The 22,952-nt window shown below is 45.9% G+C and carries 31 protein-coding genes; 25 read left to right on the top strand and 6 right to left on the bottom strand.

Going from position 1 to position 22,952, the window contains the following annotated elements; translation table 11 throughout:
* Nucleotides 1-11 precede the first annotated feature (11 nt).
* Together FGQ86_RS10095 and FGQ86_RS10090 are read left to right on the top strand one after the other, a co-directional pair.
* On the top strand, nt 12-1,169 hold the full coding sequence (locus FGQ86_RS10095) for a cyclopropane-fatty-acyl-phospholipid synthase family protein (RefSeq protein WP_138303833.1): 1,158 nt from the start codon (nt 12-14) through the stop codon (nt 1,167-1,169).
* Nucleotides 1,170-1,232: 63 nt separating this feature from the next.
* Complete coding sequence (locus FGQ86_RS10090; RefSeq protein ID WP_138303831.1) at nt 1,233-1,757, top strand: flavin reductase; 525 nt, start codon at nt 1,233-1,235, stop codon at nt 1,755-1,757.
* Nucleotides 1,758-1,793: 36 nt separating this feature from the next.
* On the opposite strand, the gene FGQ86_RS10085 is transcribed toward FGQ86_RS10090, so the two are convergent.
* The 3 genes from FGQ86_RS10085 to FGQ86_RS10075 all read right to left on the bottom strand — a co-directional run bounded on the left by FGQ86_RS10085 (nt 1,794) and on the right by FGQ86_RS10075 (nt 5,692).
* Nucleotides 1,794-2,732 carry a carbohydrate kinase family protein gene (locus tag FGQ86_RS10085; RefSeq protein ID WP_138303829.1) on the bottom strand — a complete coding sequence of 313 codons (939 nt, stop codon included), beginning with the start codon at nt 2,730-2,732 and terminating at the stop codon, nt 1,794-1,796.
* Nucleotides 2,733-2,844: 112 nt separating this feature from the next.
* Nucleotides 2,845-4,152 carry an alpha-amylase family glycosyl hydrolase gene (locus FGQ86_RS10080; protein ID WP_138303827.1) on the bottom strand — a complete coding sequence of 436 codons (1,308 nt, stop codon included), beginning with the start codon at nt 4,150-4,152 and terminating at the stop codon, nt 2,845-2,847.
* Between the two features lie 175 nt (nt 4,153-4,327).
* Nucleotides 4,328-5,692 (bottom strand): MATE family efflux transporter, encoded by a 1,365-nt coding sequence (locus FGQ86_RS10075; RefSeq protein WP_138303825.1) that lies wholly within the window; start codon nt 5,690-5,692, stop codon nt 4,328-4,330.
* 207 nt (nt 5,693-5,899) lie between these two features.
* Here FGQ86_RS10075 and FGQ86_RS10070 point away from each other — a divergent pair, with 207 nt between their 5' ends.
* From FGQ86_RS10070 to FGQ86_RS10055, 4 genes are all read left to right on the top strand, one after another.
* Nucleotides 5,900-6,532, top strand: a complete 633-nt coding sequence (locus FGQ86_RS10070; protein WP_138303824.1) for a DUF4190 domain-containing protein — start codon at nt 5,900-5,902, stop codon at nt 6,530-6,532.
* Between the two features lie 246 nt (nt 6,533-6,778).
* Nucleotides 6,779-7,207, top strand: a complete 429-nt coding sequence (gene rplM / locus FGQ86_RS10065) for a 50S ribosomal protein L13 (RefSeq protein WP_138303822.1) — start codon at nt 6,779-6,781, stop codon at nt 7,205-7,207.
* A 28-nt stretch (nt 7,208-7,235) separates the two neighbouring features.
* On the top strand, nt 7,236-7,628 hold the full coding sequence (gene rpsI, locus FGQ86_RS10060) for a 30S ribosomal protein S9 (protein WP_087173351.1): 393 nt from the start codon (nt 7,236-7,238) through the stop codon (nt 7,626-7,628).
* Nucleotides 7,629-7,836: 208 nt separating this feature from the next.
* Nucleotides 7,837-8,259 carry a hypothetical protein gene (locus FGQ86_RS10055; protein ID WP_138303820.1) on the top strand — a complete coding sequence of 141 codons (423 nt, stop codon included), beginning with the start codon at nt 7,837-7,839 and terminating at the stop codon, nt 8,257-8,259.
* Between the two features lie 38 nt (nt 8,260-8,297).
* Here the strand turns inward: FGQ86_RS10055 and FGQ86_RS10050 are convergent, their stop codons facing one another.
* Together FGQ86_RS10050 and FGQ86_RS10045 are read right to left on the bottom strand one after the other, a co-directional pair.
* Nucleotides 8,298-9,479, bottom strand: coding sequence for a tyrosine-type recombinase/integrase (locus FGQ86_RS10050; protein WP_138303818.1), 1,182 nt, complete (start codon nt 9,477-9,479; stop codon nt 8,298-8,300).
* Nucleotides 9,480-10,211, bottom strand: a complete 732-nt coding sequence (locus FGQ86_RS10045; RefSeq protein WP_138303816.1) for a helix-turn-helix transcriptional regulator — start codon at nt 10,209-10,211, stop codon at nt 9,480-9,482. It abuts the gene before it with no gap.
* A 122-nt stretch (nt 10,212-10,333) separates the two neighbouring features.
* Here FGQ86_RS10045 and FGQ86_RS16255 point away from each other — a divergent pair, with 122 nt between their 5' ends.
* The 11 genes from FGQ86_RS16255 (at nt 10,334) to FGQ86_RS09995 (ending at nt 16,695) form a co-directional block, all read left to right on the top strand.
* The gene (locus tag FGQ86_RS16255) at nt 10,334-10,504 is read left to right on the top strand and encodes a hypothetical protein (RefSeq protein WP_171031545.1); all 171 of its coding nucleotides are present in this window, start codon (nt 10,334-10,336) and stop codon (nt 10,502-10,504) included.
* A gap of 62 nt (nt 10,505-10,566) precedes the next feature.
* Complete coding sequence (locus tag FGQ86_RS10040) at nt 10,567-10,821, top strand: hypothetical protein (RefSeq protein WP_138303814.1); 255 nt, start codon at nt 10,567-10,569, stop codon at nt 10,819-10,821.
* Nucleotides 10,814-11,026 carry a hypothetical protein gene (locus FGQ86_RS10035; RefSeq protein ID WP_138303812.1) on the top strand — a complete coding sequence of 71 codons (213 nt, stop codon included), beginning with the start codon at nt 10,814-10,816 and terminating at the stop codon, nt 11,024-11,026. The genes FGQ86_RS10040 and FGQ86_RS10035 overlap by 8 nt, the downstream gene beginning before the upstream one ends.
* A complete protein-coding gene (locus FGQ86_RS16465; RefSeq protein ID WP_243127221.1) occupies nt 11,016-13,301 on the top strand; it encodes a phage/plasmid primase, P4 family in 2,286 nt (761 codons plus the stop codon). Before FGQ86_RS10035 ends, FGQ86_RS16465 begins: the two co-directional genes overlap by 11 nt.
* Nucleotides 13,302-13,738: 437 nt before the next feature.
* Nucleotides 13,739-13,978: a hypothetical protein gene (locus tag FGQ86_RS10020; protein ID WP_138303810.1), complete on the top strand. Its 240-nt coding sequence runs from the start codon at nt 13,739-13,741 to the stop codon at nt 13,976-13,978.
* Between the two features lie 49 nt (nt 13,979-14,027).
* Nucleotides 14,028-14,594, top strand: coding sequence for a hypothetical protein (locus FGQ86_RS10015; protein ID WP_138303808.1), 567 nt, complete (start codon nt 14,028-14,030; stop codon nt 14,592-14,594).
* A 13-nt stretch (nt 14,595-14,607) separates the two neighbouring features.
* Nucleotides 14,608-14,841: a hypothetical protein gene (locus tag FGQ86_RS10010; RefSeq protein WP_138303806.1), complete on the top strand. Its 234-nt coding sequence runs from the start codon at nt 14,608-14,610 to the stop codon at nt 14,839-14,841.
* A 146-nt stretch (nt 14,842-14,987) separates the two neighbouring features.
* Nucleotides 14,988-15,272: a hypothetical protein gene (locus tag FGQ86_RS10005; RefSeq protein ID WP_138303804.1), complete on the top strand. Its 285-nt coding sequence runs from the start codon at nt 14,988-14,990 to the stop codon at nt 15,270-15,272.
* Nucleotides 15,273-15,366: 94 nt separating this feature from the next.
* The gene (locus FGQ86_RS10000; protein WP_207670736.1) at nt 15,367-15,729 is read left to right on the top strand and encodes a hypothetical protein; all 363 of its coding nucleotides are present in this window, start codon (nt 15,367-15,369) and stop codon (nt 15,727-15,729) included.
* A 9-nt stretch (nt 15,730-15,738) separates the two neighbouring features.
* Nucleotides 15,739-15,900, top strand: coding sequence for a hypothetical protein (locus tag FGQ86_RS16250; protein WP_171031544.1), 162 nt, complete (start codon nt 15,739-15,741; stop codon nt 15,898-15,900).
* Between the two features lie 168 nt (nt 15,901-16,068).
* The gene (locus FGQ86_RS09995) at nt 16,069-16,695 is read left to right on the top strand and encodes a tyrosine-type recombinase/integrase (protein ID WP_138303803.1); all 627 of its coding nucleotides are present in this window, start codon (nt 16,069-16,071) and stop codon (nt 16,693-16,695) included.
* Between the two features lie 480 nt (nt 16,696-17,175).
* Here the strand turns inward: FGQ86_RS09995 and FGQ86_RS16320 are convergent, their stop codons facing one another.
* On the bottom strand, nt 17,176-17,580 hold the full coding sequence (locus FGQ86_RS16320; RefSeq protein WP_195639067.1) for a hypothetical protein: 405 nt from the start codon (nt 17,578-17,580) through the stop codon (nt 17,176-17,178).
* 311 nt (nt 17,581-17,891) lie between these two features.
* Here FGQ86_RS16320 and FGQ86_RS09985 point away from each other — a divergent pair, with 311 nt between their 5' ends.
* The 8 genes from FGQ86_RS09985 (at nt 17,892) to FGQ86_RS16460 (ending at nt 22,836) form a co-directional block, all read left to right on the top strand.
* Nucleotides 17,892-18,212, top strand: a complete 321-nt coding sequence (locus tag FGQ86_RS09985; RefSeq protein ID WP_138303801.1) for a hypothetical protein — start codon at nt 17,892-17,894, stop codon at nt 18,210-18,212.
* Nucleotides 18,213-18,525: 313 nt separating this feature from the next.
* On the top strand, nt 18,526-18,834 hold the full coding sequence (locus FGQ86_RS09980; protein WP_138303799.1) for a hypothetical protein: 309 nt from the start codon (nt 18,526-18,528) through the stop codon (nt 18,832-18,834).
* An 11-nt stretch (nt 18,835-18,845) separates the two neighbouring features.
* Nucleotides 18,846-19,067 carry a hypothetical protein gene (locus FGQ86_RS09975; protein ID WP_138303797.1) on the top strand — a complete coding sequence of 74 codons (222 nt, stop codon included), beginning with the start codon at nt 18,846-18,848 and terminating at the stop codon, nt 19,065-19,067.
* Between the two features lie 129 nt (nt 19,068-19,196).
* Entirely contained in the window at nt 19,197-20,087 is an 891-nt protein-coding gene (locus tag FGQ86_RS09970; protein WP_171031543.1) for a sigma-70 family RNA polymerase sigma factor, read from the top strand.
* Nucleotides 20,088-20,624: 537 nt separating this feature from the next.
* Entirely contained in the window at nt 20,625-21,446 is an 822-nt protein-coding gene (locus FGQ86_RS09965; RefSeq protein ID WP_002576359.1) for a ParA family protein, read from the top strand.
* Entirely contained in the window at nt 21,403-22,329 is a 927-nt protein-coding gene (locus tag FGQ86_RS09960; protein WP_002576358.1) for a ParB/RepB/Spo0J family partition protein, read from the top strand. Before FGQ86_RS09965 ends, FGQ86_RS09960 begins: the two co-directional genes overlap by 44 nt.
* Nucleotides 22,330-22,341: 12 nt before the next feature.
* Nucleotides 22,342-22,617 (top strand): DUF5720 family protein, encoded by a 276-nt coding sequence (locus FGQ86_RS09955; protein WP_002576357.1) that lies wholly within the window; start codon nt 22,342-22,344, stop codon nt 22,615-22,617.
* Nucleotides 22,618-22,644: 27 nt separating this feature from the next.
* Complete coding sequence (locus FGQ86_RS16460; protein WP_002576356.1) at nt 22,645-22,836, top strand: hypothetical protein; 192 nt, start codon at nt 22,645-22,647, stop codon at nt 22,834-22,836.
* Nucleotides 22,837-22,952: the final 116 nt, after the last annotated feature.

The following is a 22,952-nucleotide window of genomic DNA, read 5'->3' as shown; positions in this document are numbered from 1 at the left end:
GGTAAAGAGACGTGAAGGACATTTTAGTAACATTTTTAGAGAGATTTACCGACTACCCGTTCCTCGTAAAACTGAATGGGCAAGAGTACAAGATCGGCGAAGGAACACCAGAATTTACAGTGAAATTCAACAAATCTATTCCAAAGACAAAGCTCCTTACAAGTACATCCCTGGCCCTCGGAGAGGCCTACATGGACAAGGATCTGGAGATTGAGGGAGACCTCTACTACGCGCTGGATCATTTCCTGGGACAGCTGGGGAAATTTTCTACAGATGAAAATGCCTTGAAGAAGATCATGCACTCCTCTGTGTCAAAGAAGAACCAGGAGAAGGAGGTCACATCCCATTATGATATAGGGAATGATTTCTACAGGCTTTGGCTGGACGAGACCATGAGCTATTCCTGCGGATACTTCAGGCATCCGGATGACACCCTCTACCAGGCTCAGGTCAACAAGGTGGATTATATCCTGGAGAAGCTGAACCTGAAGGAGGGGATGACGCTCCTGGACATTGGGTGCGGCTGGGGCTTTCTTCTCATCGAGGCGGCCAAGAAATACAAGATCAAGGGCGTGGGCATCACTCTGAGCCACGAGCAGTGCAAAGAGTTTGAGCGTCGGATCGAGGAGGAGGGACTCCAGGATCAGCTGAAGGTGGAGCTGATGGACTACCGGGATCTGCCAAAGAGCGGCTACACCTTTGACCGGGTAGTCAGCGTGGGCATGGTGGAGCATGTGGGCCGCGCCAACTACCAGCTCTTTAACGACTGCGTGAAGGCAGTTCTGAAGGACGGCGGCACATTCCTTCTCCACTTTATCAGCGCTCTTAAAGAGCACGCCGGAGATCCCTGGATCAAGAAATATATTTTCCCGGGCGGCACGGTGCCGAGCCTTCGGGAGATGGTGTCCTGCATGGCGGAGGATGATTTCCATATCATGGATATCGAGAACCTGCGGCTCCATTACAATAAAACCCTTCTGTGCTGGGCGGACAATTTCCACAGGCACATGGAAGAGGAGAAGAAAATGTTTGACGAGCGCTTCCTGCGGATGTGGGATCTCTATCTGAACGCCTGCGCGGCCACCTTCCACAACGGCATCATTGACATCCATCAGATCGTCGCTACGAAGGGCATTAACAACGACTATCCTATGGTGCGCTGGTACTAAAAGGTGTATAATAGAAATCAGAGTTTGCCCGCAGTCAGGGCATATGGATAGGAGGAAGAGAAGATGGCGTTTAAAGAGATGGATATTCATGAGCTTCAGTTCAATCCGTTTGACAAGATCAGCAGACAGTGGATGCTGGTGACGGCGGGAGACCGGATGAAATCCAATACCATGACAGCAAGCTGGGGAGGCGTGGGCATCATGTGGGGAAAGCCCGTTGTGACGGCCTACATCAGACCTCAGAGATACACAAAGGAATTTGTGGACGGCAGCGACCGGTTTACCATTTCCTTCCTTCCCGAGGACAAGCGGGAGGCGCTGAACATCTGCGGCTCCGTGTCCGGCAGGGATGTGGAGAACAAGTGGGAGAAGGCGGGACTTCACCCGTATTTTGTAAATGAGAAGACGCTGGAGGAGACCACGGCAGTGGAGGAGGCGGAGATGATCTTCGTATGCCGCAAGCTGTACGCCCAGGAGATGTATTCCGAGTGCTTCGTGGATACGGAGTGCGATACAAAATGGTATCCCCAGAACGATTACCACACCACGTACATCGGAGAGATCGAGAAGGTGCTGGTGAGAGAATAGGAAAAAGAGTATGGGAAAAGAAGGAGCAGACCTGATTCAGAGGCCTGCTCTTTTTATGATCTCCTGTAAATCCTTCCCGGCTCCGGCGGCGCCTGTCTTCTCGATGCAGAGGGAGGCGCCTGCGTTGGCAAAGCGGGCGCAGTCTGGTAGAGGAAGGCCCTGCCCCAGGGCGTAGAGAAAGCATCCGGTAAAGGTATCCCCGGCTCCGGTGGTGTCGATGCACCGGGCGCGGCTGTAGGCGGGAGACCAGAAGCGATCCGCTTCCGTGCACACGTAGCAGCCCTTTGCCCCTGCCTTGATGACCACGTGCTTCACGCCGCGGGAGAGAAAGGCATCCCCGATCCGGTCAGGATCCTTCTCCCCGGTGAGGAGGGCCGCCTCCTCGTAGTTGGGAAATACATAGTCAAGGAAGGAGAGGCTTTTCTCCATATCCCGGATGGTCTCTTTGTTCTTTCGTTTGGTCATGTCCGCGCAGACCGTGAGCCCTGCGGCCCTGGCCCGGGAGAAGAGGGCGGCCAGCTCCCGGTTCCCGAAGTGGGGAGAGACAAAGATGCTGGCAAAGCAGAGGATGCTCCCGCCCGCCAGGGCAGCTTCCGGCACATCATCCGGGTAGAATTTCCGCAGCGTGCTGTTCGGACAGGTGATGAAGTTGCGCTCCCCTTCCTGGTCTACCAGGACAATGTTGACTCCTGTGGGGATTTCCGGGTCCCTGCGGATATAGCTGGTGTCGATGTGGAGATCCCCGCATGCCGAGAGAACCAAATCTCCCGCCGGATCCGTTCCCACCTTGCTCACAAGGCGCACGTCCGCGCCCAGATCCGCCAGCACCCTGGACTCGTTCATGGCGTCCCCGCCGGTGTGCATGGCGATGGCCCTGGCCGGGCTGGACCCTGTCTCAAAGACCGAGGCGTCCACCGGCCGGGCCAGAATGTCCAGGATGGCGGCTCCCACAATGACGTATTTTTGCTGGTTCATACGTACCTCCTACGCAGGCTTGCAGGTTCAGACGTAATACTTTTTAAAAGTATTACGTCTGAACCTGCATCAAATGGTGTCCCAAAATGAAAAATGCCCTGTATAAAAGTGATCAAAACACAAGATATTGTATGCTGTACGCCGGCATTTCTAGATTTCCCACAAGGCTCATTTCTGTGTCGGACAGGAGCTCTGTGACTGCGCCGTTCAGGTCGCCGTGGGAAGCGGTAAAGGGGCTGTCGGAGGCGTTGATGGCTACCATGACACGCTCCCTTTCCGTGGCCCGCTCAAAGACGAGCTGGTGGTTGGTGAGAACTACGTTGCGGTAGGAGCCATTGCACAGGGCGTCGCTCTTCTGGCGGATGCGGATGAGCTTCTTGATTAGCTCCGTCAGCTCGTTTGGCTTTGGCTCCTCAAAGCAGGGCCGCAGGGCGTAATCATTGTGAGGAGATTTCTCTCCCGGCTCTCCCCACTCGCTTCCATAGTATATGCAGGGGATGCCAGGCATGCCCATGAGAAGTCCGTAGGTCAGGGGAAGATGATTTTTGTTTGTGAGGATGCTGGCGATCCGGGTCACGTCGTGGTTGTCCACAAAGGTCATGAGATGCTTGCCCCGGTACAGACACCACTGCTCGGAGCCGTACTGCCGCTGCAGGGAGTGGGCGATCTCAAACATGTTCATGGAGTTGAAGCTGGAGTAGATACCCTTGTAGCACTCGTAGTTGGTGCAGCTGTGGAGCATCTCGTCGTTTACGATCCGGTTGTAGTCCCCGAAGAGCACCTCCCCGATGAGGGCGAAATCCTCCTTCAGGCTGTCCGTGAAGGAGCGCAGCCTGCGCATGAAATCCGGCTCCAGGCTGTAGGCCACATCCAGGCGAAGCCCATCAATGTCAAAGGTGTCCACCCAGAATTTTACACATTCCAGGAGATAGTCCACAACAGCCGGGTTTTTCAGGTTCAGCTTGACCAGCTCAAAATGTCCCTCCCAGCCCTCATACCAGAAGCCGTCGTTGTAGCCGCTGTTTCCGTCAAAATTGATGATAAACCAGTCCTTGTAGGGGGAGTCCCACTTTTTCTCCTGCACATCCTGAAAAGCCCAGAAGCCTCGGCCCACATGGTTAAATACGCCGTCCAGGACAATCTTTACATTGTGCTCGTGGAGATTTTTACAGACCTCGGCAAAATCCTCGTTTGTCCCCAGACGGCAGTCGAGCTTCTTGAAATCTCTTGTGTCGTAGCCGTGGTTGTCAGACTCAAAGACAGGGTTCAGGAGGATGGAGTCCACGCCCAGGTTCTCCAGATATTCGCTCCAGTCCATAAGCTTTCGGATACGGGGCACACACTCCTCGTCATTGTGCACCGGAGCGCCGCAAAATCCGATCGGATAGATCTGATAGAAAATACTGTTATAAGCCCACATAATATCTGCCTCACTTTCTTGTTTGTTTGCGCTTCGTCTATTTTACTATAAAACAAGGCAAAAGTATAGGATGTTTTATATAATTTTCATATAAAAATGCCGGGCGGCAGAGAAAATGCGTGGATTTTGTCTGTTCCCGGTGTATATTGTCAGATTTAGTTTGGGGTCTTTAAGGTCAGCTGGCGGTGGAGGACATTTTCCCAAGCTCCCTTCCCAGATAGGAGCGGAACCAGAGGAACAGGACCAGGCCCTTGAAAATACTGGAGATGGTTATGCTCCACCAGATGCCGTTGAGTCCCAGAGAAGTCCGCACGAGAAGCCAGGCGAGGGGGACCCTGGCGCCGGTCAGGACGATGCTGCACACAGAGGGCGGGAGAGTTTTCCCAAGGCCCGCAAATGCGCCGGCCGTGGTGATCTCCACGCTCATGAGAAGCTGGGATACACCAAGGATGACCAGGTAGTCCACTCCCATGGGGATGACGTCCTGCTCTGTGATGAAAAGGCGGAATACGGGCTCGGGGAAGCCGATCAGGAGGACGGTGCAGAGGAGGCCCCATATGAGTACAACGCCCATGGCGCTCCGATAGCCCTTCCTGATACGCTCAGGCTTCCCGGCTCCGTGGTTCTGGGCCAGAAAAGAGTTGACGGCAGCGGCAAAGCCATCCGCTGTCATCCAGGAGATGGATTCGATCTGGGAGCCAACCTTCTGAACCGCTACCGCCGCGTCCCCGTAGCCCGCCACCATCCTGGCGATGATCATGGAGATGCCGGTAAATATCATATTTTGCACGCAGGTGGGGAAGCCGATGCGCAGGATAGCGAGAAGCCGGCCATTCCCCGGACGGTCAAAAGGCCGGATATGCCGGAACAGGACACTGTCCCGCAGGGCAAAGGCCACGAACACCAGGGTGACGACAAGCTGGGCAAAAATGGTGGCAATGGCGGCACCCATAACGCCCATGACGGGAAACGGTCCCGCTCCGAAGATGAGGATCGGATCCAGCACCATATTGATGACCAGACCTGTCAGAGTGGCGGCGAAGGAGCAGCGGCTGTTGCCCGCAGCCGTAAAAATCCCGGTAAACGTCTGATTTAAAAAGGAAAATACAACACACCCGCAGGTGATCTGAAGGTAAATTTTCGCGTCCTGGATGACCTGGGGACTGTTCAGATGGAAAAATCCGATCAATGGGTCTGCGAAGAGGATGGAGCAGACGCCAAACAAAAGCCCCAGGGCTGTGGTCATCCACAGGGCGGCGGCCGCAAAGGAGGCTGCCTCCTTTGTCCGGCCGGCTCCCAGGGCGTGGCCTGCATTTACCTGTCCGCCCATTTTCGGCAGGGCTGCCAGCCCATTGGAGAGCCACATGTACATACCCGCGGCTCCCACGGAAGCCACGGCGCTGCTCCCCATCCGTCCGATCCAGAGCATGTCCGTCAGATTGTAGGCCATCTGGATGAGAGAGGTTGCCATGATGGGCAGAGCCAGTCCTGTCAGGGAAGGCAGCACAGGGCCATTTACGAGATCGATATTTTTAGCCATGATCAGTTCCTCCGCTGTATATATATTTCTGTAAAATGCGTGAGAATAAAACGGAAAGCTCCGGCGCGGCATATGTGCCGGCAGAAAATATTATAAAGTATCCTGTATATGGATACAAGGATTTAAAAAAAGCCCTCTTCTGTGTTAGAATAGACACATGTTAAAAGAATGACGTATGAAAATGCTAAAAAATGAGGAGGCGGGCGTATGGCCAGATATGTAAAAGATATTGTACTGAACAAGCCGGAAGATTTTGTGAATTTTATCATGCAGGATTATCTGCGGAAAAATCAGTTTGTCATGTCCGAGTGGAAGGGAGAGCCGGCCTGGCGAGCAGGAGACGGTGTGGTGGAAGGATTTAAATATCTGAAATGGTCCTACTTCAACGGCATGTTTCATCTGGAGGCATGGCTGAGGGGGACGGCAGGCGGAGAGATGGGCCTGGACGGCGTTGTGGGTGTGCTCATGAAAAAGCCTTACAGGGAAAGCCTGGAGCAGCTCTTTGTTGTCCTCCAGCAGGAGCTGCAGACCCCTCCCCAGGGACAGCAGAGTCAGGCGGGGCCGCAGAGCCAGGCAGGGCAGCAGCCTCAGCCGATTTACGTGCAGACAACGGACTACACCAAGGCAGCCACAGGCTCCCTTATATTTGGTGTGCTCAGCGTGATCCTGTGCATCATTCCGATCGCCGCCATTATACTGGGAGTTCTGGCCGTGTCCCGGGCCAGGATGGGTATGGGATCCAGCCAGGCCGGGAAGGCAAAGGCAGGGCGCGTCCTGGGTATCATAGGAATCTGCCTTGGCATTTTGCTGTGGGTGCTCAATATACTGCTGATTTTCTGAGACTCCCTGTCGTTACATATTTATAAATCAAATAAAATAAGCGGGATATAGGAGCGTGCCGGAGCGGTGCGGGAAAATGAAAAAAGTCCTAAAAAAACAGTTGACACACGTGGATGCGTATAATATAATAATGCAGTATGACAAAAGGAGAAACAGCAGGCACCAAAGCCCCGGAACCTGGCTGCTTTCAATATAACATTTCATATTATTTCTATAGTAGTGAACCAATTCACAGGAGGTAAACCAATGAAAACTTATATGGCTAGTCCAGACAAGATTGAGAGAAAATGGTATGTAGTTGACGCTGCAGATTATACATTAGGACGTTTAGCATCAGAAGTAGCTAAGGTTTTAAGAGGAAAGAATAAACCGGAATTCACACCGCATATCGATACAGGTGATTACGTGATCGTGATCAACGCAAAGGACGTAAAAGTAACAGGAAAGAAGTTAAATCAGAAGATTTACTACAGCCATTCCGAGTATGTAGGCGGAATGAAAGAGACGACTCTGGCAGAGATGATGAACAAGAAGCCGGAGAAGGTGATCGAGCTGGCTGTTAAGGGAATGCTTCCGAAGGGACCTTTAGGAAGAAGCATGATCAAGAAGCTTCACGTATATGCTGGAGCAGAGCATGCGCATCAGGCTCAGAAGCCGGAAGAGCTGAAATTTTAATCAGAGGTCGAAAGGAGGATATTAAAAAATGGCTACATCAAAATATTATGGAACAGGAAGAAGAAAAAAATCTATCGCTAGAGTATATTTAGTACCTGGAACAGGTAAGATCACAATAAATAAGAGAGATATCGACGAGTATCTTGGGCTGGAGACACTGAAGGTTATCGTTCGTCAGCCTCTCGTTGCAACAGAGACAGACGGCAAGTTTGACGTGCTGGTCAATGTAAAGGGCGGCGGATACACGGGACAGGCAGGAGCCATCCGTCATGGTATTGCAAGAGCTCTCCTTCAGGTAGACGCTGACTACAGACCGGTTCTGAAGAAATCCGGATATCTGACACGTGATCCGAGAATGAAAGAGCGTAAGAAGTACGGCCTCAAGGCTGCCCGTCGCGCTCCGCAGTTCAGCAAGCGATAATTTGGCTACAATTAAAGAAATCAGCAAAACCCTTGAAAATCCAGTGTTTTCAAGGGTTTTCTTTATATCCAAAATGTTCTTAAATGGCTGAAAATTGTGCAGAAAAGCGGTCTATAGCACTCAATAGCACCCAAAAATAAAATCATGAAAACAACTGTCTTGCGCAAGACTTTTAAACATGGTATGATATGGGTAAGGAAGTGATTGTATGAACCGCACAGAATATAAAAATCAGCATATTAAAGAAAATTATGATCGGATTAACTTTACTATACCAAAAGGCGAGAAGGACAGAATAAGGCAGGCGGCCAGTGAACTTAAGATGTCCGTTAATGAATATCTGTATGCCCTTGTGTGTGATGATCTGGTATCCGGTAAAAGCAGACTGGGAGAGAAACTAAACCCGGAATTTACAGAGGAACAGCAGGCTTTACTTGATAAATGGCAAGTGGCACAAAAATACCGGGAAATGATCCAGAGAATGCACGTGGATACCATAAACGGAATGAATAAGCATTACACAATAGAACTGAAAAAGGGATACATAAATGATGTGACGGGCAGCAGGCTGATCCAGTGCGATAAGACAGCAGAACTTAGAAGAATTATAGTGAAGTCCCATAAACGATGAAAGAGCCGGAACAAACCGACTCTTTTTCTCTGTAACGGTCATATCTTATTGATTGCTTCTAACAGGTTGGCTATATCTACATGAGTGTAGACAGACCGTGTGACGTTTGCGCCTTTATGCCCTACAATCTGCTGAATGAGACGTTCATCAACTGCTGCCTCTGTCAACAATGAAATGCAGGTGTGACGGGTATCATGCGGCGTGTGATCCATTTGTGCGGCATTTATTAAAGGAGTCCAGTAACCATCATAATAGTTTCTGTATTTAAAGCCTGCTCCGTCTGGTGTAGATAACAGATATTCACAGTCATTCAGATGATACCAATATTCAAAGAACGGATATACCTTGTCTGCAATCGGAACTTTACGGACTCCGGCAGAGGTTTTAGAAGCCGTTACATCAAACCACCGTTCTGAGAGATTTACATTCTCTTTCTTTAGTTCAAGAAACTCAGATATGCGGACACCCGTATAAATCAGCATGAGAATAACCGTATAATAAATATCTGAGTCTTTGAGCGTCCACAGAGTCTCTATTTCTTCAGAAGTAAAGCGTTTCCGTTTTCTGGCGTTTGGATTGCCGAAGTTTGACAGATCAATATATTTTGATTTATCCTGCTCCGGCTTTACAATATCGTGCATGATAGCGAACTTGTAAAGTTGCCCGACAAGGATTTTGTAATCTTTGAGGGTGGGAGCGTTCTTCTCTGAATTGTCTGCGATAGCTTGCCATTCATCCAGATAGACATTAGCAAAAGGCTTTTCCCATATCGGAACAAGAAGATTAAAGGCGGCTTTGTATTTCTTGATTGTGCCGTCCTTTTTGCCTTCAAAATGCTTTGCAGACCAACGCTCATAAACTTCTCTGACTGTAGTTGTCTCTGGGAGCGCAAGAGGATTTACCTTAAATCGAGCGAGAGCCACAACAGCCGCTTCACGAGTCTCATAATATCCTACAGTTTTTCTGATCTGCTTTGATTTGTGTGTGACGGGATCAAGTTCAAAACCGAGTGTTGCAACTGCCCGGAATGGCTTGTGTGGTCTGCCGGTATTGTAGATACTTCCTGCACCGTTGGCGGCTCTGGACGGGCGTTTGTGTCGTTTAGAACGGGGCTTTGATGTGGTAACGGTATTTTGTAAGGGATAGCCGCACTGAGGACATTTATCCGCTAAAGCAGATACTTTATCCCATCCACATTCGGGGCATTTTATGAGTGCCATTTAATCACCGTCCTTACGCTTTGAATTATTATTTCTATCTTCATACTTTTTCCCCCATTTATCAAGAACCTGTCTAATTCTATCAATATAGTATGTCTTTATGAGATCCACAGGAATTTGTCTATGAATATATTTTTCTGGATTGTCTGGATTGTTGTTCGGAGCACCTAAAACAATGTACTTTTCCTTCTCTTTTCTGGGAACATCAACAAGAGACAATCTGGGAGGTTCTGCAATAGACTCAGTATAATCATTTACCTTATTATCATAATGCAAAGGAATAGTGTACTTGTTATCAATATAATCGCCAATGTAATCAAGAAAGAATGTGAATAACATAGGTTCATCCATAATTAGATTTAATGTGTCGATTAAGTGCAAGACATCATATTTTCTATATTTGTCTTTATTTTCATTTACTTTTTTTAATGTATTGATTGCATTATCGGATAGACCAGTAATTTCAGAAATAGCGGCGTTAGACTGTATTTTGCAATCATATTCACATAATAGATATCCTATTTGACACTGAAAAATCTCAGCAAGACCATATAAAACTTGAAAAGAAAATTTTTCCTTTATGCCATTTTCCATAGCAGACAAGGTATTGCGCCCAACTGCTATCTGTTTATCTCGAAGCGAATTGATAAGTTCGTCTTGAGTAAGACCGTTCTTTTTGCGTTCGTCTTTAATGCGTTCCCCTATTTTAGAATAATCATAAACGTATTTCATAATAAACAAAAACTCCTATAAATGAAAAATATGTTTAATAATTGATTGTTTACAGATACAATTCTGTGTGGTATAGTATAGCTAAATCAAAGCTTGTTGTCAAGAGAAAGGAGGAAATGTCTATGGCTAACACAGAGATTAGAGAATTGATAAGAAAAAAGCGACTCAGACATTATGAGATTGCAGAGGCGTTAGGTGTGAATGAATTTACATTCAGTCGGTGGCTAAGAAATGAGTTGCCGGACGAAAAGAAACAAGAAATCATAGAAGCTATTGAGCACATCAAATTTTAAAGTCAGTAAACCGGCTGCCAGTTTGGGAGGTAGTCGCTAACCGCAAGAGTTGGAGGTGGAGCATGAACAATTCCAATAATCAGACAGTTCAGTCTGAGAATCCCAAGTTTATCAAAGCGAACCTAAAAATTTCAGAAGTGGCACAGGCTCTGCATATGGATCAGCAAACCGTCCGCTTAATGCTGCAACAGGGCGTTGTTTCGTGGGGGTGCGCATACAAGAGGACACCTAAGAGCTGCCAATTTTCCTACCTTATTTCGCCAAAGCGTTTCTTTGAAGAAACCGGTGTGATGATCGGAGGTGAAACAGTTGATTAAAAATTCTGTTTACATCCCGTATCTCAAAAGAAACATAACCATTACAGCCAAAGACGCTACTGAGTTGGAGGAATATGCAAAGTTAGCAGGAGAACTCAGAGACTCAATACCAGATGATTGTGAAAAATGGCATGAATGGGATGGAGTAGCGCAGGCATATCTTGAAACTCTGGATAGTTTGCGGAGGTGTGAAAATGCAGTTTGATGAGGTACTTACACACTTCCAGATACAGAAACGCTACGGAGATAAGGCGCAGGCTCGTTGTCCATGCCATGATGATAAACAAGCCTCTCTAACAATTACAAAAGGGCGAAGGAGCGCACTGCTCCATTGTCACGCTGGATGTAACTTTGAGGATATTATACAAAAGGTCGGACTTAAAAAACAAGATTTATATTTTGAAGAACGTCCACCGGGCAGCAGTTGGAGAGCCTATGTAGAGGGGCGAGAGCATAAGCGGATCGAAGCAGTTTACGACTATGTTTCTTCTGTCAACGGGGAATATACCTTTACAAAAATCCGTATGCAGGATAAGCGGATGATATACGGGGTCTTATGTAATGGTAGATTTACCTATGGTCTGATGGGTAAGCACAGGAAAGATTTAAAAAGCGTCTATGGTAATCTGAAAGACCTAAATAAAGCGATTGCAGAGAACAGGCCGATATTTATACCAGAGGGAGAAAAAGACGTTGATACGCTCACAAAACGAGGTTATACAGCCTTAACCTATGGAGGCTCTGGAGACTGGCAATCTGAATTTGCAACATTATTTAAAGACGCAGAGGTAAACATTCTGGCTGATAATGACGAGCCAGGGCGCAAGGTTGCAAACGCAATTCTATCTGATTTAAAAGAAATTGCTAAGAGTGCAAAAGTAATAGTGCCGGTGCCGGATATTCCAAAGGCAGATATTTCAGATTATTTTGCAGCAGGACACAGCAATGAGGATTTTGAGAAACTCATTCATTCAGCCATTACAGACAACGAGAGCAATCCTGCGCCGGTCATGACCGTACCTAAAGGTACACAGCTTGTGCGAAAGTTGGTGGAACTGGATGCGGCAAATAATTTTCCTCTGACAGACATAGGGAGTGCAACGCTATTCAGCGCAGTATTCGAGAATAAGCATAGATACAACGTAACAGCTAAGGATTGGTTTTATTATGACGGGCAGCGGTGGATTCTTGACCGGGAAGGATTGAGAGCGAGAAAATCCGCAAAAGAATTATCTAAGGCTCTGAGTATATATGCCGTGAATTGCCTGTCGGATGAGGATGAGAAACGAAAGGAACAGTATCTAAAATATGCTCTGACATGGACATACAGCCGAACACGCAATGCAATCATACAAGACAGTCGAGATCTTAACTTTATTTCTAATGAGGAACTGGACGCGGATGATTATGTGCTGAATTTACAAAATTGTGTTCTGGTATTCCATGAAGATAAGGTTGAAAAGCATGAACATAGCGCAGATTTGCTACTATCTAAAATTGCAAATGCAGAATACCGTCCAGAGGCAAGGTGTGAACGGTGGGAGCAGTTTTTAGATGAAGTCATGCAAGGCGATAAAGACAAAATCCATTATCTTCAGAAATTATTCGGAACGTGCCTCACCGGAGATGTACGTCTTGAGAAAATGTGGTTTCTGTTTGGTAGCACAACAAGGAACGGCAAAAGTACCATGATTGAGCGGATTGCGGATGTCTTGGGCGATTATTCAAAAACAATCCGGCCAGAGACACTGGCAATCAAGAATAATCCAGATAGCCGGACAGCAAGCCCGGATGTGGCGAAACTTGCAGGAACACGCTTATGTGTTTGCTCTGAGATACCAAAGAGAATGCCGCTTGATGTTGGATTACTAAAAACATTGACCGGCAGAGATACCATAGTTGCGAGATTTCTTCATCAAGACGAATTTCAATTTGTTCCAAAATTCAAGATGATCTGCAACACGAATTTTCTTCCAGTAGTAAGCGACAATACTATTTTTAAATCTGACAGAGTACAGGTAGTAAGTTTCGATCGGCATTTTGAAGAATCGGAGCAAGACAAGACGCTGAAAGATAAGCTGTCTACAAAAGAAGCGTTGTCCGGGATTTTAAACTGGATGATTGAAGGATGGATAGCGTTTTGCCGGGAAGGCCTGGAAGTGCCGGAGGCAATAAAGAAATCCACAACAGATTATGAAGCGTCAAGCGATAAGCTACAGAATTTCATCAATGAATGTCTGGCAGAGGCAGAGGGCAAAAATATTTCCGTTAAAGAAACATATGCCCGTTATGAAAAGTGGTGCAGTGGGAATGGATACCATGTTGAGAACAAACAGAATTTTATTTCTGATTGCAAGGCGAAGGGCATTTATAAGGAGCGTGGCATGGTAGATGGATCACAGGTAAGAAATATCATCAAAGATTATGAATTTGCTGAGGATGGATTTATGGAAGTAGACGGAGATATACCCTTTAAATAATGAAATAGGCAAAGTAGGCAAACCATATGTAAATATTTAAAAATTACTCTATAGAAACTTTACATATAAAATGCCTATAATGCCTATCTATAAAAAATATTCAGTAAAATCAAGGGTTTCCAGACTTTTAAAGATGAGAACGTACCTTTGTTTGTAACGGATTTTCAGATTGGAGATGAGAAATTGCAGTCAGAAGAATATAAGCGATATATTAGGAGTCCAGAGTGGGAGCAGAAGAAAGCGGAGCGCATGAGAATAGACAATTACTCTTGCGTGATGTGCGGACGGAACCGGGAGCATTGCAGGACGCTTCAAGTTCATCATATCACATATAAAAATCTCGGACATGAGAATGTATACACAGATTTATGTACGGTATGCGGTTCTTGTCATAAGAAATTGCACAACTATTATGATAGAGTCCGGGAGGCTACAGCATGATAGATTTTAAGAGTACAGTCTACTGGAAAATATACGGTGATGTGTTCGCATTTCATAAAAAGTTTGCAGAGGTTCAAGAAAGTGATGAGTATTGGTCTGCCGTGGTTGATGAGGCAAGCGCACTTTATAAGAGGTATGAGAGCGTACCAGAAAAAGAATTTGCTAAACAGTTGATTTTAACGGTTTTGGATGAGCTGGAGCGGATTTATAAAAATATGCCTAAAAAGCATGAATAAGCACAAACTATTCATATAGTGAACATCATTAAAAAAGGAGCGTGAATTTATGGGAAAACATCAGTTTCCACAACAGCAAGTGGACGATTTAGAGCCGGAATTTGTTTCTGAAGTTGTCGGGAGCCTCCGGGAACTGAACGAATTGGGAAAGCCGGAGACAAACGAGGAATTGAGTCAGCGGATTGATGATTATTTCAGCTTTTGCCAGAGAACAGGAACAAGACCGGGGATTGAGTCGCTTTGTTTGGCTTTACATATCGGCCGGACAACATTATTTAACTGGAACGCCGGTATTAACTGCAATGCAGAGAGACAGGAGATTATAAGCAGAGCAAAAAGTTTCATTGCCGCATTTCTGGAACAAAGTATGACGAGAGGTAAAATATCGCCGCCGAGTGGGATATTCCTTATGAAAAACTGGCTCAATTATAAGGATACAATTTCTTTTGAGAATGCTGTTGATGTGAATAGTAAAAATGACGGGATGATGTCACGGGAAGAGATTCAAGACATTATCGCTAGGCATCCGATTGGTGAGCCATTGAAGCGGCCGGAGTTACCAGACATATTTAATAAAACGGAAACGGAAATACTAGAAGAATTACCAGACGAATAGGAGGATATGAAGAATGTTAGCACGAGGATATGTTTCAGACGCAGGATCACAGAAATTTGACAGAGTAACAGTTGATATGTCTACCAGAGAGAAAGCCGGACGGATTACTTTTGAACAGTTTCATCACATGAATTTGGCAGAGCGGACAGAACTTCATGATAGATACCCGGATATTTATAATCTGCTGTCTGCTGCCGAGAAAGGAGCTTCACATGGGCGATACGCAGGACAGGCACATACACTATGATGATAAAGGTAGACGGATTTATTTATCTGGTAAGCGACTAAATAATCAATCTACAAAGAGCCGTTACCAGATTATGCAAGAGCGATACCACAAGGCTTTACAGTGGGAAATAGAACATAGCAGGAATTGAAAGGAGATTAAAGAATATGGATAACAGACAGACAACAGAACTGAACAGGCACAGCAATCACATTACAGCTTGCAAGATTTTGAGGGTGCAGGAAAATACCGTCACTGTCCCTCTGCCGTGGGGCAATACTGCTAAATTAACAATCACAAGTGATATTTTTGAGCCGGGAGATTGGATTGATCTGCAATTTAAAACACAGAGCAATTATGGACGAGTAACAAGCTATTCAGTCGGTTATATCGGACGCACACCTGCTAAATTCGTACCGGAAGATGATAAGGTGCAATTTGTCACAGCATAGGACTATGAGAGGGCGCAGGCGGTTCATGTAGCCGCCTAAATCCCTCAGACGGTATTTTTATCTGTAACGGTATCTTTAGAGACAGGAGGATTTTATGAGAATGACATTTCAAGAAGCATTAGACAGCTTATATGAAAAATATGGAAAATACGGTTGTGAACGTGCGTTTCTGGCTGATTTACTGAATAGCGGCATAGGAGAACATGAGTTTAGTGTGAGAGCCGCTTATAATGGCGTTAGAATGAGTTTAGCGCATTTTACAGGCGAACACGAATTATTCAGTATTGAGGATGTTATGGAGATAACGGGAGAGTCCAGGGAGGAAGTATTGGACAAAATAGAAGGTTGCAGAGAGGAACTGGCGGCAGCAGGCAAAAACCCGGATGATTATTTTATCCCTACTGAATCGAAGCCGGATAAAGTAACATGGTTCTTCCCTCATGGGCTAACATCTTAGGAGTATATTATGATGATAGAAGCGAAAAACAGCTACACATTACCAGAATTATCTGAATTATTAAATATGTCGCAAGACAAGGTTTTGGACGAGATAGCAGAGATTCTGAACAGAATGAGCGAAGCAGAAAGAAAACAATATTTAATAAGAACATATGTCCATGAATTATAGAAAATTCGTATTCTGTAATGTTATACGAACTTTTGCTCCTTGTTTTTCCCTTAAAATCACGTGATTTATATCCTTTTCTATACAATTTCTAAAAACACGAACTTTTATTGACAAAACACGAATTTTATACTATAATACAAATATAGAATAAGACAGGAGGAAAAGATTGTGGCGGCTGGATATAACAAGAAAACAAGGGCTTTATCTGAAGAAGAATATCGTAATATCATGGAAGCTATTATGAGTGGATTCACATATACGAATAGCGATGGAACAAACAAAACTTTCCGGCCAAATAAGCGACTAGCTATGATATTGCAAACAGAAACAGTTTCCGGAATGAGAATAGGGGATGTTCTTAAACTAAGAATGAATTACATAGTTAGGGATGGAGAACGCTACAGACTTGATTTGACAGAAGAAAAAACAGGAAAGCGGCGAGAATTTACTGTATCTCGAATATTATATAATTCACTAAGGCAGTACAGCATAGATAATAATATTGAAGAAACAGCGCCGTTATTCGCAAAGAACGGGAAAATACCAACAGAAAGAGCAATACAAAAGCAATTAGCTATCGTATGTCAGTATTTAGGGCTGCATGATATATCTACTCACAGCTTTAGAAAAACATTTGCTTCAAAGGTTTACACGGATAGCGGCTATGATGTGCGGCTTGTACAGCAGTTATTGCAGCATAGCAGTATTACTACTACGCAAAGGTATCTTGGAACTACGTCAAGACAAATCGAGGACGCATTGCAGGGCGTATCTAATAGTTTTGTAAGAATATAAGCATGGAGGGCAGACGGGAGGCCAGCCCTTCTTGACTATATGGTGGAGGGGGTCTTATGGCGGTGTGCGCTGACGGGTAGTAACGTCCAAAATCTGCCGCAAATTTTAAAAAGGACTGTTCACTATTGGCTGATTATGCTATACTCTCTCTACGGAGCAATCGTGTTACAGGGTGGCTGACCTCTATTCTTACATAGAATGGGGGTGGTGCTGATGGACAAAAAACCATTTGATTTTAAAGACCTTATGGCCTTTGGTATGTTTGTTCTTGCATTGCTGACATTCGTTTTTACGTTTTTGAAGTAGTGCTTTTTGCATAGAAAAACCACCCTCATAACTTTGACCGGTTTAGGGTGGCATTTCTATGTTCTCTCTATAGGTCAACCCCTTGTGGGCGGTTGCTCCTTTTTTCATCTATAATATATCATATCCGGTAGCAGGATTCAAGAGCCGTTACACCATAAAATCCGACAGATACGGTTATTCCGTAACGGTCATATTTGAGAGAATTTCTATAGCTATATCTTTAACTGATAATGAATCTTTCTCAGCACGCTCGATTTGTTCCGGCGTGCCGTGTTCTAAGATTAATTTTGTCAATTTCATGCTTTCTGCGGATGTTCCGGCTACTTTTCTTGCTTCTTCATCTTTATCGGATAGTTCTGGAAGAAACTGCAACTCATCTCTAGCCATAGTCTCATCTATCGCCCTGTTTATAAAGCCCGTTGCACTCTCGCCCATTTTAGCGGCATGGTTTTGAACTATGCTTCTTTTATCAGCGGTCATGCGGACTTTAATCTCTACAAAATCTTTCATATATCGTTTGTGTGCTTCTGCCTGAGCGGGAGTAAATCCTCTGTATGTGCTTTTTTTATTGTCTGCCAATTTGTCACCTTCTTTTATAAAATTTTATATTAAGAATATACCACATTGCAAGATGTACGACCATATACAAAATAAACAAATATATAGTCGTATATTTGTGGAGTATGTCTATTGATAGATACGACCATATACGATATAATAAGACCATAAGATAAAGAAAACGGAACAGCGAAGGGTGAAAACGAAGTGGCGAAAGCGTACCGGAGACACCAACATAACACCGGGTAAGGGTAAGGGGATAATGAGACGGTCAAGAAACCTTAGATAGCTTTAAGACCTGCCGGGGCTGTTCCAGATAAGGAGGTCACAAGATGAAGTACAATTTAAGCCAGATAATGAAAAAAGCATGGGAACTTTTCAGAAAAGGCAAAGTCACATTTGCTGAAGCACTTCATAGGGCATGGCTTTCAGCTAAAGCCGTTACAATCAACCTGAAGCGCATAGAGGACGCAAAAGCGGCAGCAGGCGTTGAGGAAGAAACGAACACATGGAGCGAGTGGAAGAAAAAAGGCTACGAAGTAGCACACGGAAGCAAGGCGCTGTTTGGTGTAACGTTGATATGGGGAAGCCGTGGAGATGGAGCAATCTATAAAGCCAGGTTCTTTGGTCGCTCACAGGTTCAGGCGATTTAAATGGCGGTTTTGTGGCGGATTTATGGCGGTTTTTTGTCGTGGTGTTTAACTATAGGTAGGAGTAAAATTAAATATAGGAGGTACACATGGACTATAAGAAACTTATTATTGAAATGATACAAGAGATGAAAAACGAACGGTTTCTAAGAAATATCTATTTCTTTGTAAAAACCATATTAGAAACTGAGAAAAGCCTCTGAAGAAGCTGGCACTTCAACAAAGGCTAAGTAACCCGACAACACATAGGAAAAGCCGGATTGTCTTAATTATAGAGGCAGTCCGGTCAGAAATCAAGAAAGGATTTTGATAAAAAATGGAGCAGAAAACTTTAGCAACGGAAATTATAAATGATATGCAGGAAAGGTTAATCAATGTCGTTTATGAAATTGATAGCTTAGATATTGATTGTGAACATGCATTGTTTGTGCTTACTGAAATATTGGAGACAATTAGTAAAAAGCCGATAGAAACGGAAAAGGATGCTTGTGATATGCTTGATAAAATGGATCGGATAGACTCTCTCTGTGGAATCGCCTATGATTATGTAAGTAAAATTCAATCTTGCATTTCTGATATAGTCATAAGAGAAAGGAACAGCAAGCATGACAAAGGGGAAGATTGAGGCGGTGCATAATGACAGGTTATCTGATCGAGTATAAAGAGAAAACATCATTCCTCTACTATGAGGAACCGGGAGACAATTTTACAGAGAAGCGCAAAGCATTAGTCAGTCGGGAGATACTGGCGCAAATGCTGAGTACATACCGATTTATCATATTCGTGGCGTATCTGGTAGATATGAGCCAATACAGAATGAATCATGATGAACCGATAGAGACAATTACAGAGATTTAAAGAATGAGCGGCCATAGCGCCGCTTTTTCTGTTATAATCAAAAAAGATGGGAAGTCCTGCTGCCACTTGCTAAGACTTCCCACAATGATACATCTACCTATATTATATGGAAAGGTGGATGTAAATGCAATGAGTAACGAGGAACTTGTTGAGCGGATCAGAAACGGTTATCATATAACGGAAAATATGCAGGTGCTTTATGAGAATAATCTGCCTTTAATCAAGAAATTTATAAAGCCATACGCATATTATGAGCCGGAGGAAGATTTATTGCAGGAGGCATATTTTGGATTGTGGGAGGCAGTCCGACATTACGAGTCCTCTGAGAATGTTTTATTTATGACTTATGCCCGGTATTGGATTAAACAGAGTATTCAGCGGTACATGGAGAACAGCGGTTCTATACTGCGAATATCGAGCGCATACAGGCAGAAAATAGCACGTTACAAGAAAACCGTACAGGAGTTTGAGCAGACATACGGACATACGCCAACAGATGAAGAAATAGCAGATTATAGCCTGCTGCCACTATCTGAAATACAGAAGATAAAAACATATATGCAGGAGATCGTCAGTCTGGACGCTCCAATAAAGGCAGATGAGGAACTGTCGCTTGCTGACACTGTAGCGGACGATTTCAGCCTTGAAGATGATACAGTTGATAAAATATTCAATGAATATCAGCAGAGCGAATTATGGGGCATTGTGGAGCGTTATACAGACAATCAGCAGGAACGAGTTATTAAAGAATATTATCGAGAAGGAAAGACATTATCTCAGATTGCCAGAGAGTCCGGTATTAGTTTAGAGAGAGTAAGGCAGTACCGGGCAGCAGGACTTAGACGGCTCAGAATGAGTAAATCACTACGGGAGATCAGAGAGAAATGTGAAATCATAGAAGCGTCCGTCTATCGGTCTGGATTTAACGGGTTTAAGGAACATGGAGATTCGATTGTTGAGCATATCGCCTTGCGCCGTGCAGAGTTGGAAGAGGTATATAAAAGTGTTATGAATGTCTGAAAATGGTTATAAATTGAAATGCGTAACACAGCTATAGCACTCAAAACCTCTGAAAATGGCTTAAATACGCTGTTATAAGTTCAGCAAGCGCTAAACTTTATCAAAAGTGGTCAAAAACCCCGGAACTACGCGGTTTCCGGGGTTTTTCCTTTTCAAATGGTTTGACGCAATTTGACAGAACGAAGCCTCTTTTAACCCGTTTTCTATGGGTTAAATGGTGGACAACCACCCCAAAAAGAGGGCTTATGGGTTAAAAAATAGGACAACCGAGACGCGATTTTGGGATGCCAAGGGGATGTTTATTTATACATCTCCAAGAGACCTTTTTCGTGAAAACGGTTTGTCTGAATTTGACCTAATTTGAACAAAAGAGAATAAATCTAATCGCCAAGCGCTCAGTATTTTCTACTGGGCGCTTTTTGCGTTTCCGGGGAATTTCATTCCGGGATAAGAAAAGGCCGTCACTTTCAATTTTTGAAGTGGCGGCTTTTTCTATTTCCAGAAGCCATAGAACAATTCAGAAATGAGGTGAAGTCATTGAACACGCAAATCATCGCCATCGCCAACCAGAAAGGCGGCGTTGGCAAGACAACCACCTGCGCGAACCTGGGGATTGGGCTGGCGCAGGCCGGAAAGAAAGTGCTGCTGATCGACGGGGACCCGCAAGGCAGCCTGACCATCAGCCTGGGCCACCCCCAGCCGGACAAGCTGCCCTTTACCCTGTCCGACGCGATGGGCCGTATCCTGATGGACGAGCCGCTGCGCCCCGGCGAGGGTATCCTGCACCACCCGGAGGGCGTTGACCTGATGCCCGCAGACATCCAGCTCTCCGGCATGGAGGTCTCCCTGGTGAACGCCATGAGCCGAGAGACCATCCTGCGGCAGTATCTGGACACGCTCAAGGGACAGTATTCCCATATCCTGATTGACTGCCAGCCATCCCTGGGTATGCTCACGGTCAACGCCCTGGCCGCCGCCAACAGGGTCATAATCCCCGTTCAGGCGGAGTACCTGCCCGCCAAGGGCCTGGAACAGCTGCTCCAGACCGTAAACAAGGTGAAGCGGCAGATCAACCCCAAGCTCCAGATCGACGGCATATTGCTGACGATGGTGGACAACCGCACCAACTTCGCCAAGGAGATTGCCGCCCTGCTGCGGGAGACCTATGGCAGCAAAATCAAGGTGTTCGGCACCGAGATTCCCCATTCTGTCCGGGCAAAGGAGATCAGCGCCGAGGGCAAAAGCATTTTTGCCCATGACCCTAATGGCAAGGTGGCCGAGGGCTATAAGAATCTGACCAAGGAGGTGATAAAACTTGAAAAGCAGCGCGAAAAAAGTAGAGCTGGCTCCATACGATGATTTGTTTTCCACCGAGGAAAGCCGCCAGGATGCCAAGCTGGAGAAGATACAGGAAATTCCGCTGTCTGAGCTGCACCCATTTAAGGGGCATCCCTTCAAAGTCAAGGATGACGAGGCCATGATGGAGACCGCCGACAGCGTTCGGCAGTATGGTGTTCTGGTTCCGGCGATCGCCCGCCCGGACCCGGAGGGCGGCTATGAGCTGGTTGCCGGTCACAGGCGGCACCGGGCCAGTGAGCTGGCCGAGAAAGAAACCATGCCTGTCATTGTCCGAGACCTGGACGATGATGCTGCCACTATCATCATGGTGGACAGCAACTTACAACGTGAAAGCCTGCTCCCCAGCGAAAGGGCCTTTGCTTACAAGATGAAGCTGGAGGCTATGAAACACCAAGGCGCACGGGGGGACTTAACTTCGTCCCAACTTGGGACGAAGTTGCGTGCAGATGAATTGTTGGCGCAGCAGGCTGGTTCGAGTAGGAACCAGGTGCAGCGCTATATCCGCCTGACGGAGCTGATTCCCGAACTGCTGGATATGGTCGATGAAAAGAAAATCGCCCTCAATCCGGCTTATGAGCTGTCCTTTCTCAAAAAAGAAGAACAGCGGGATTTGCTGGACGCGATGGACAGCGAACAGGCTACCCCCTCTCTCTCCCAGGCTCAGCGACTCAAGAAATACAGCCAGGAGGGACATCTGACCCTCGATATGATGCGCGTCATCATGGGTGAGGAAAAGAAAAGTGATCTCGACAAAGTGACTTTCACCTCCGACACCCTGCGGAAGTATTTCCCCAAAAGCTATACGCCCCAGCGGATGCAGGAAACCATTATCAAACTGCTGGAGGCGTGGCAGAAGAAGCGCCAGAGAGACCAGGAACGATGAAAGGAGCCGCCTATGAGGGATATTTCAGCCCGTGAGCTGAAAGGACACAATATCTTGGCCGTAGAGCGTTTTCAGGACAGCACCCGCTGGATGATCGAGTTTTCCGTTCAGCGCCCTTGTTCCTACGGCTGCCCCGGCGATGATATGCGGCTGTTTCTTACGGAGGACGGGTATCAGGCCGCCCTCGTAAGCCAGAAGCGTCGGGAAATCAAAATCAAGCGGTATGCCCGTGTGATCGAGGGCCATGTGCTCGACTTCAAACCGGACAAGCGCCGCCGCCACCCGTAAACTCATTATCACTACGAAAGGAAAGGAATGAATATGTGTACTGTCCAGAGCATCAAAGATGCCATCCGGGAAAGTTGCCAGTCCCAGTATGATATGGAATCCACCGACATTGACCGGGTTTTGCAGACCCTCCCGTTTTCGGAGCATGAGCCGATGTTCAGTCATCCGCCGAAGTACAAGCGTCCTTACCGGCCCTGGCAGAACAACAAAAACAGCTGAAAGCCACAGTCTTTTTCACGAAGGATTGTGGCTTTTTTCACTTTATAGGAAAATGCATGATTGAGGAAATTTGAGAAAAAGAAAACCCGCTGAAAAGCGGGCATGGCAATTAGACG

Origin of the sequence: Clostridium sp. BSD2780061688st1 H5 (assembly GCF_005845155.1) — a bacterium.
Taxonomy (GTDB): domain Bacteria; phylum Bacillota; class Clostridia; order Lachnospirales; family Lachnospiraceae; genus Claveliimonas; species Claveliimonas intestinigallinarum.
This window is presented reverse-complemented; position numbering and strand designations above follow the sequence as displayed.

Excerpts from the sequence above, each read along its gene's own strand:
- rplM (WP_138303822.1), top strand. The coding sequence starts at position 6,779 with ATGAAAACTTATATGGCTAGTCCAGACAAGATTGAGAGAAAATGGTAT.
- FGQ86_RS10010 (WP_138303806.1), top strand. The coding sequence starts at position 14,608 with ATGTTAGCACGAGGATATGTTTCAGACGCAGGATCACAGAAATTTGAC.
- FGQ86_RS10040 (WP_138303814.1), top strand. The coding sequence starts at position 10,567 with ATGAACAATTCCAATAATCAGACAGTTCAGTCTGAGAATCCCAAGTTT.
- FGQ86_RS10055 (WP_138303820.1), top strand. The coding sequence starts at position 7,837 with ATGAACCGCACAGAATATAAAAATCAGCATATTAAAGAAAATTATGAT.
- FGQ86_RS16460 (WP_002576356.1), top strand. The coding sequence starts at position 22,645 with ATGAATATGTGTACTGTCCAGAGCATCAAAGATGCCATCCGGGAAAGT.
- FGQ86_RS09955 (WP_002576357.1), top strand. The coding sequence starts at position 22,342 with ATGAGGGATATTTCAGCCCGTGAGCTGAAAGGACACAATATCTTGGCC.
- FGQ86_RS10045 (WP_138303816.1), bottom strand. The coding sequence starts at position 10,211 with ATGAAATACGTTTATGATTATTCTAAAATAGGGGAACGCATTAAAGAC.
- FGQ86_RS16255 (WP_171031545.1), top strand. The coding sequence starts at position 10,334 with ATGGCTAACACAGAGATTAGAGAATTGATAAGAAAAAAGCGACTCAGA.
- FGQ86_RS10005 (WP_138303804.1), top strand. The coding sequence starts at position 14,988 with ATGGATAACAGACAGACAACAGAACTGAACAGGCACAGCAATCACATT.
- rpsI (WP_087173351.1), top strand. The coding sequence starts at position 7,236 with ATGGCTACATCAAAATATTATGGAACAGGAAGAAGAAAAAAATCTATC.
- FGQ86_RS10075 (WP_138303825.1), bottom strand. The coding sequence starts at position 5,692 with ATGGCTAAAAATATCGATCTCGTAAATGGCCCTGTGCTGCCTTCCCTG.
- FGQ86_RS09975 (WP_138303797.1), top strand. The coding sequence starts at position 18,846 with ATGACAGGTTATCTGATCGAGTATAAAGAGAAAACATCATTCCTCTAC.
- FGQ86_RS10020 (WP_138303810.1), top strand. The coding sequence starts at position 13,739 with ATGATAGATTTTAAGAGTACAGTCTACTGGAAAATATACGGTGATGTG.
- FGQ86_RS09985 (WP_138303801.1), top strand. The coding sequence starts at position 17,892 with ATGAAGTACAATTTAAGCCAGATAATGAAAAAAGCATGGGAACTTTTC.
- FGQ86_RS10080 (WP_138303827.1), bottom strand. The coding sequence starts at position 4,152 with ATGTGGGCTTATAACAGTATTTTCTATCAGATCTATCCGATCGGATTT.
- FGQ86_RS10090 (WP_138303831.1), top strand. The coding sequence starts at position 1,233 with ATGGCGTTTAAAGAGATGGATATTCATGAGCTTCAGTTCAATCCGTTT.
- FGQ86_RS10050 (WP_138303818.1), bottom strand. The coding sequence starts at position 9,479 with ATGGCACTCATAAAATGCCCCGAATGTGGATGGGATAAAGTATCTGCT.
- FGQ86_RS10015 (WP_138303808.1), top strand. The coding sequence starts at position 14,028 with ATGGGAAAACATCAGTTTCCACAACAGCAAGTGGACGATTTAGAGCCG.
- FGQ86_RS16465 (WP_243127221.1), top strand. The coding sequence starts at position 11,016 with ATGCAGTTTGATGAGGTACTTACACACTTCCAGATACAGAAACGCTAC.
- FGQ86_RS10085 (WP_138303829.1), bottom strand. The coding sequence starts at position 2,732 with ATGAACCAGCAAAAATACGTCATTGTGGGAGCCGCCATCCTGGACATT.
- FGQ86_RS09980 (WP_138303799.1), top strand. The coding sequence starts at position 18,526 with ATGGAGCAGAAAACTTTAGCAACGGAAATTATAAATGATATGCAGGAA.
- FGQ86_RS10070 (WP_138303824.1), top strand. The coding sequence starts at position 5,900 with ATGGCCAGATATGTAAAAGATATTGTACTGAACAAGCCGGAAGATTTT.
- FGQ86_RS09970 (WP_171031543.1), top strand. The coding sequence starts at position 19,197 with ATGAGTAACGAGGAACTTGTTGAGCGGATCAGAAACGGTTATCATATA.
- FGQ86_RS10000 (WP_207670736.1), top strand. The coding sequence starts at position 15,367 with ATGAGAATGACATTTCAAGAAGCATTAGACAGCTTATATGAAAAATAT.
- FGQ86_RS16250 (WP_171031544.1), top strand. The coding sequence starts at position 15,739 with ATGATGATAGAAGCGAAAAACAGCTACACATTACCAGAATTATCTGAA.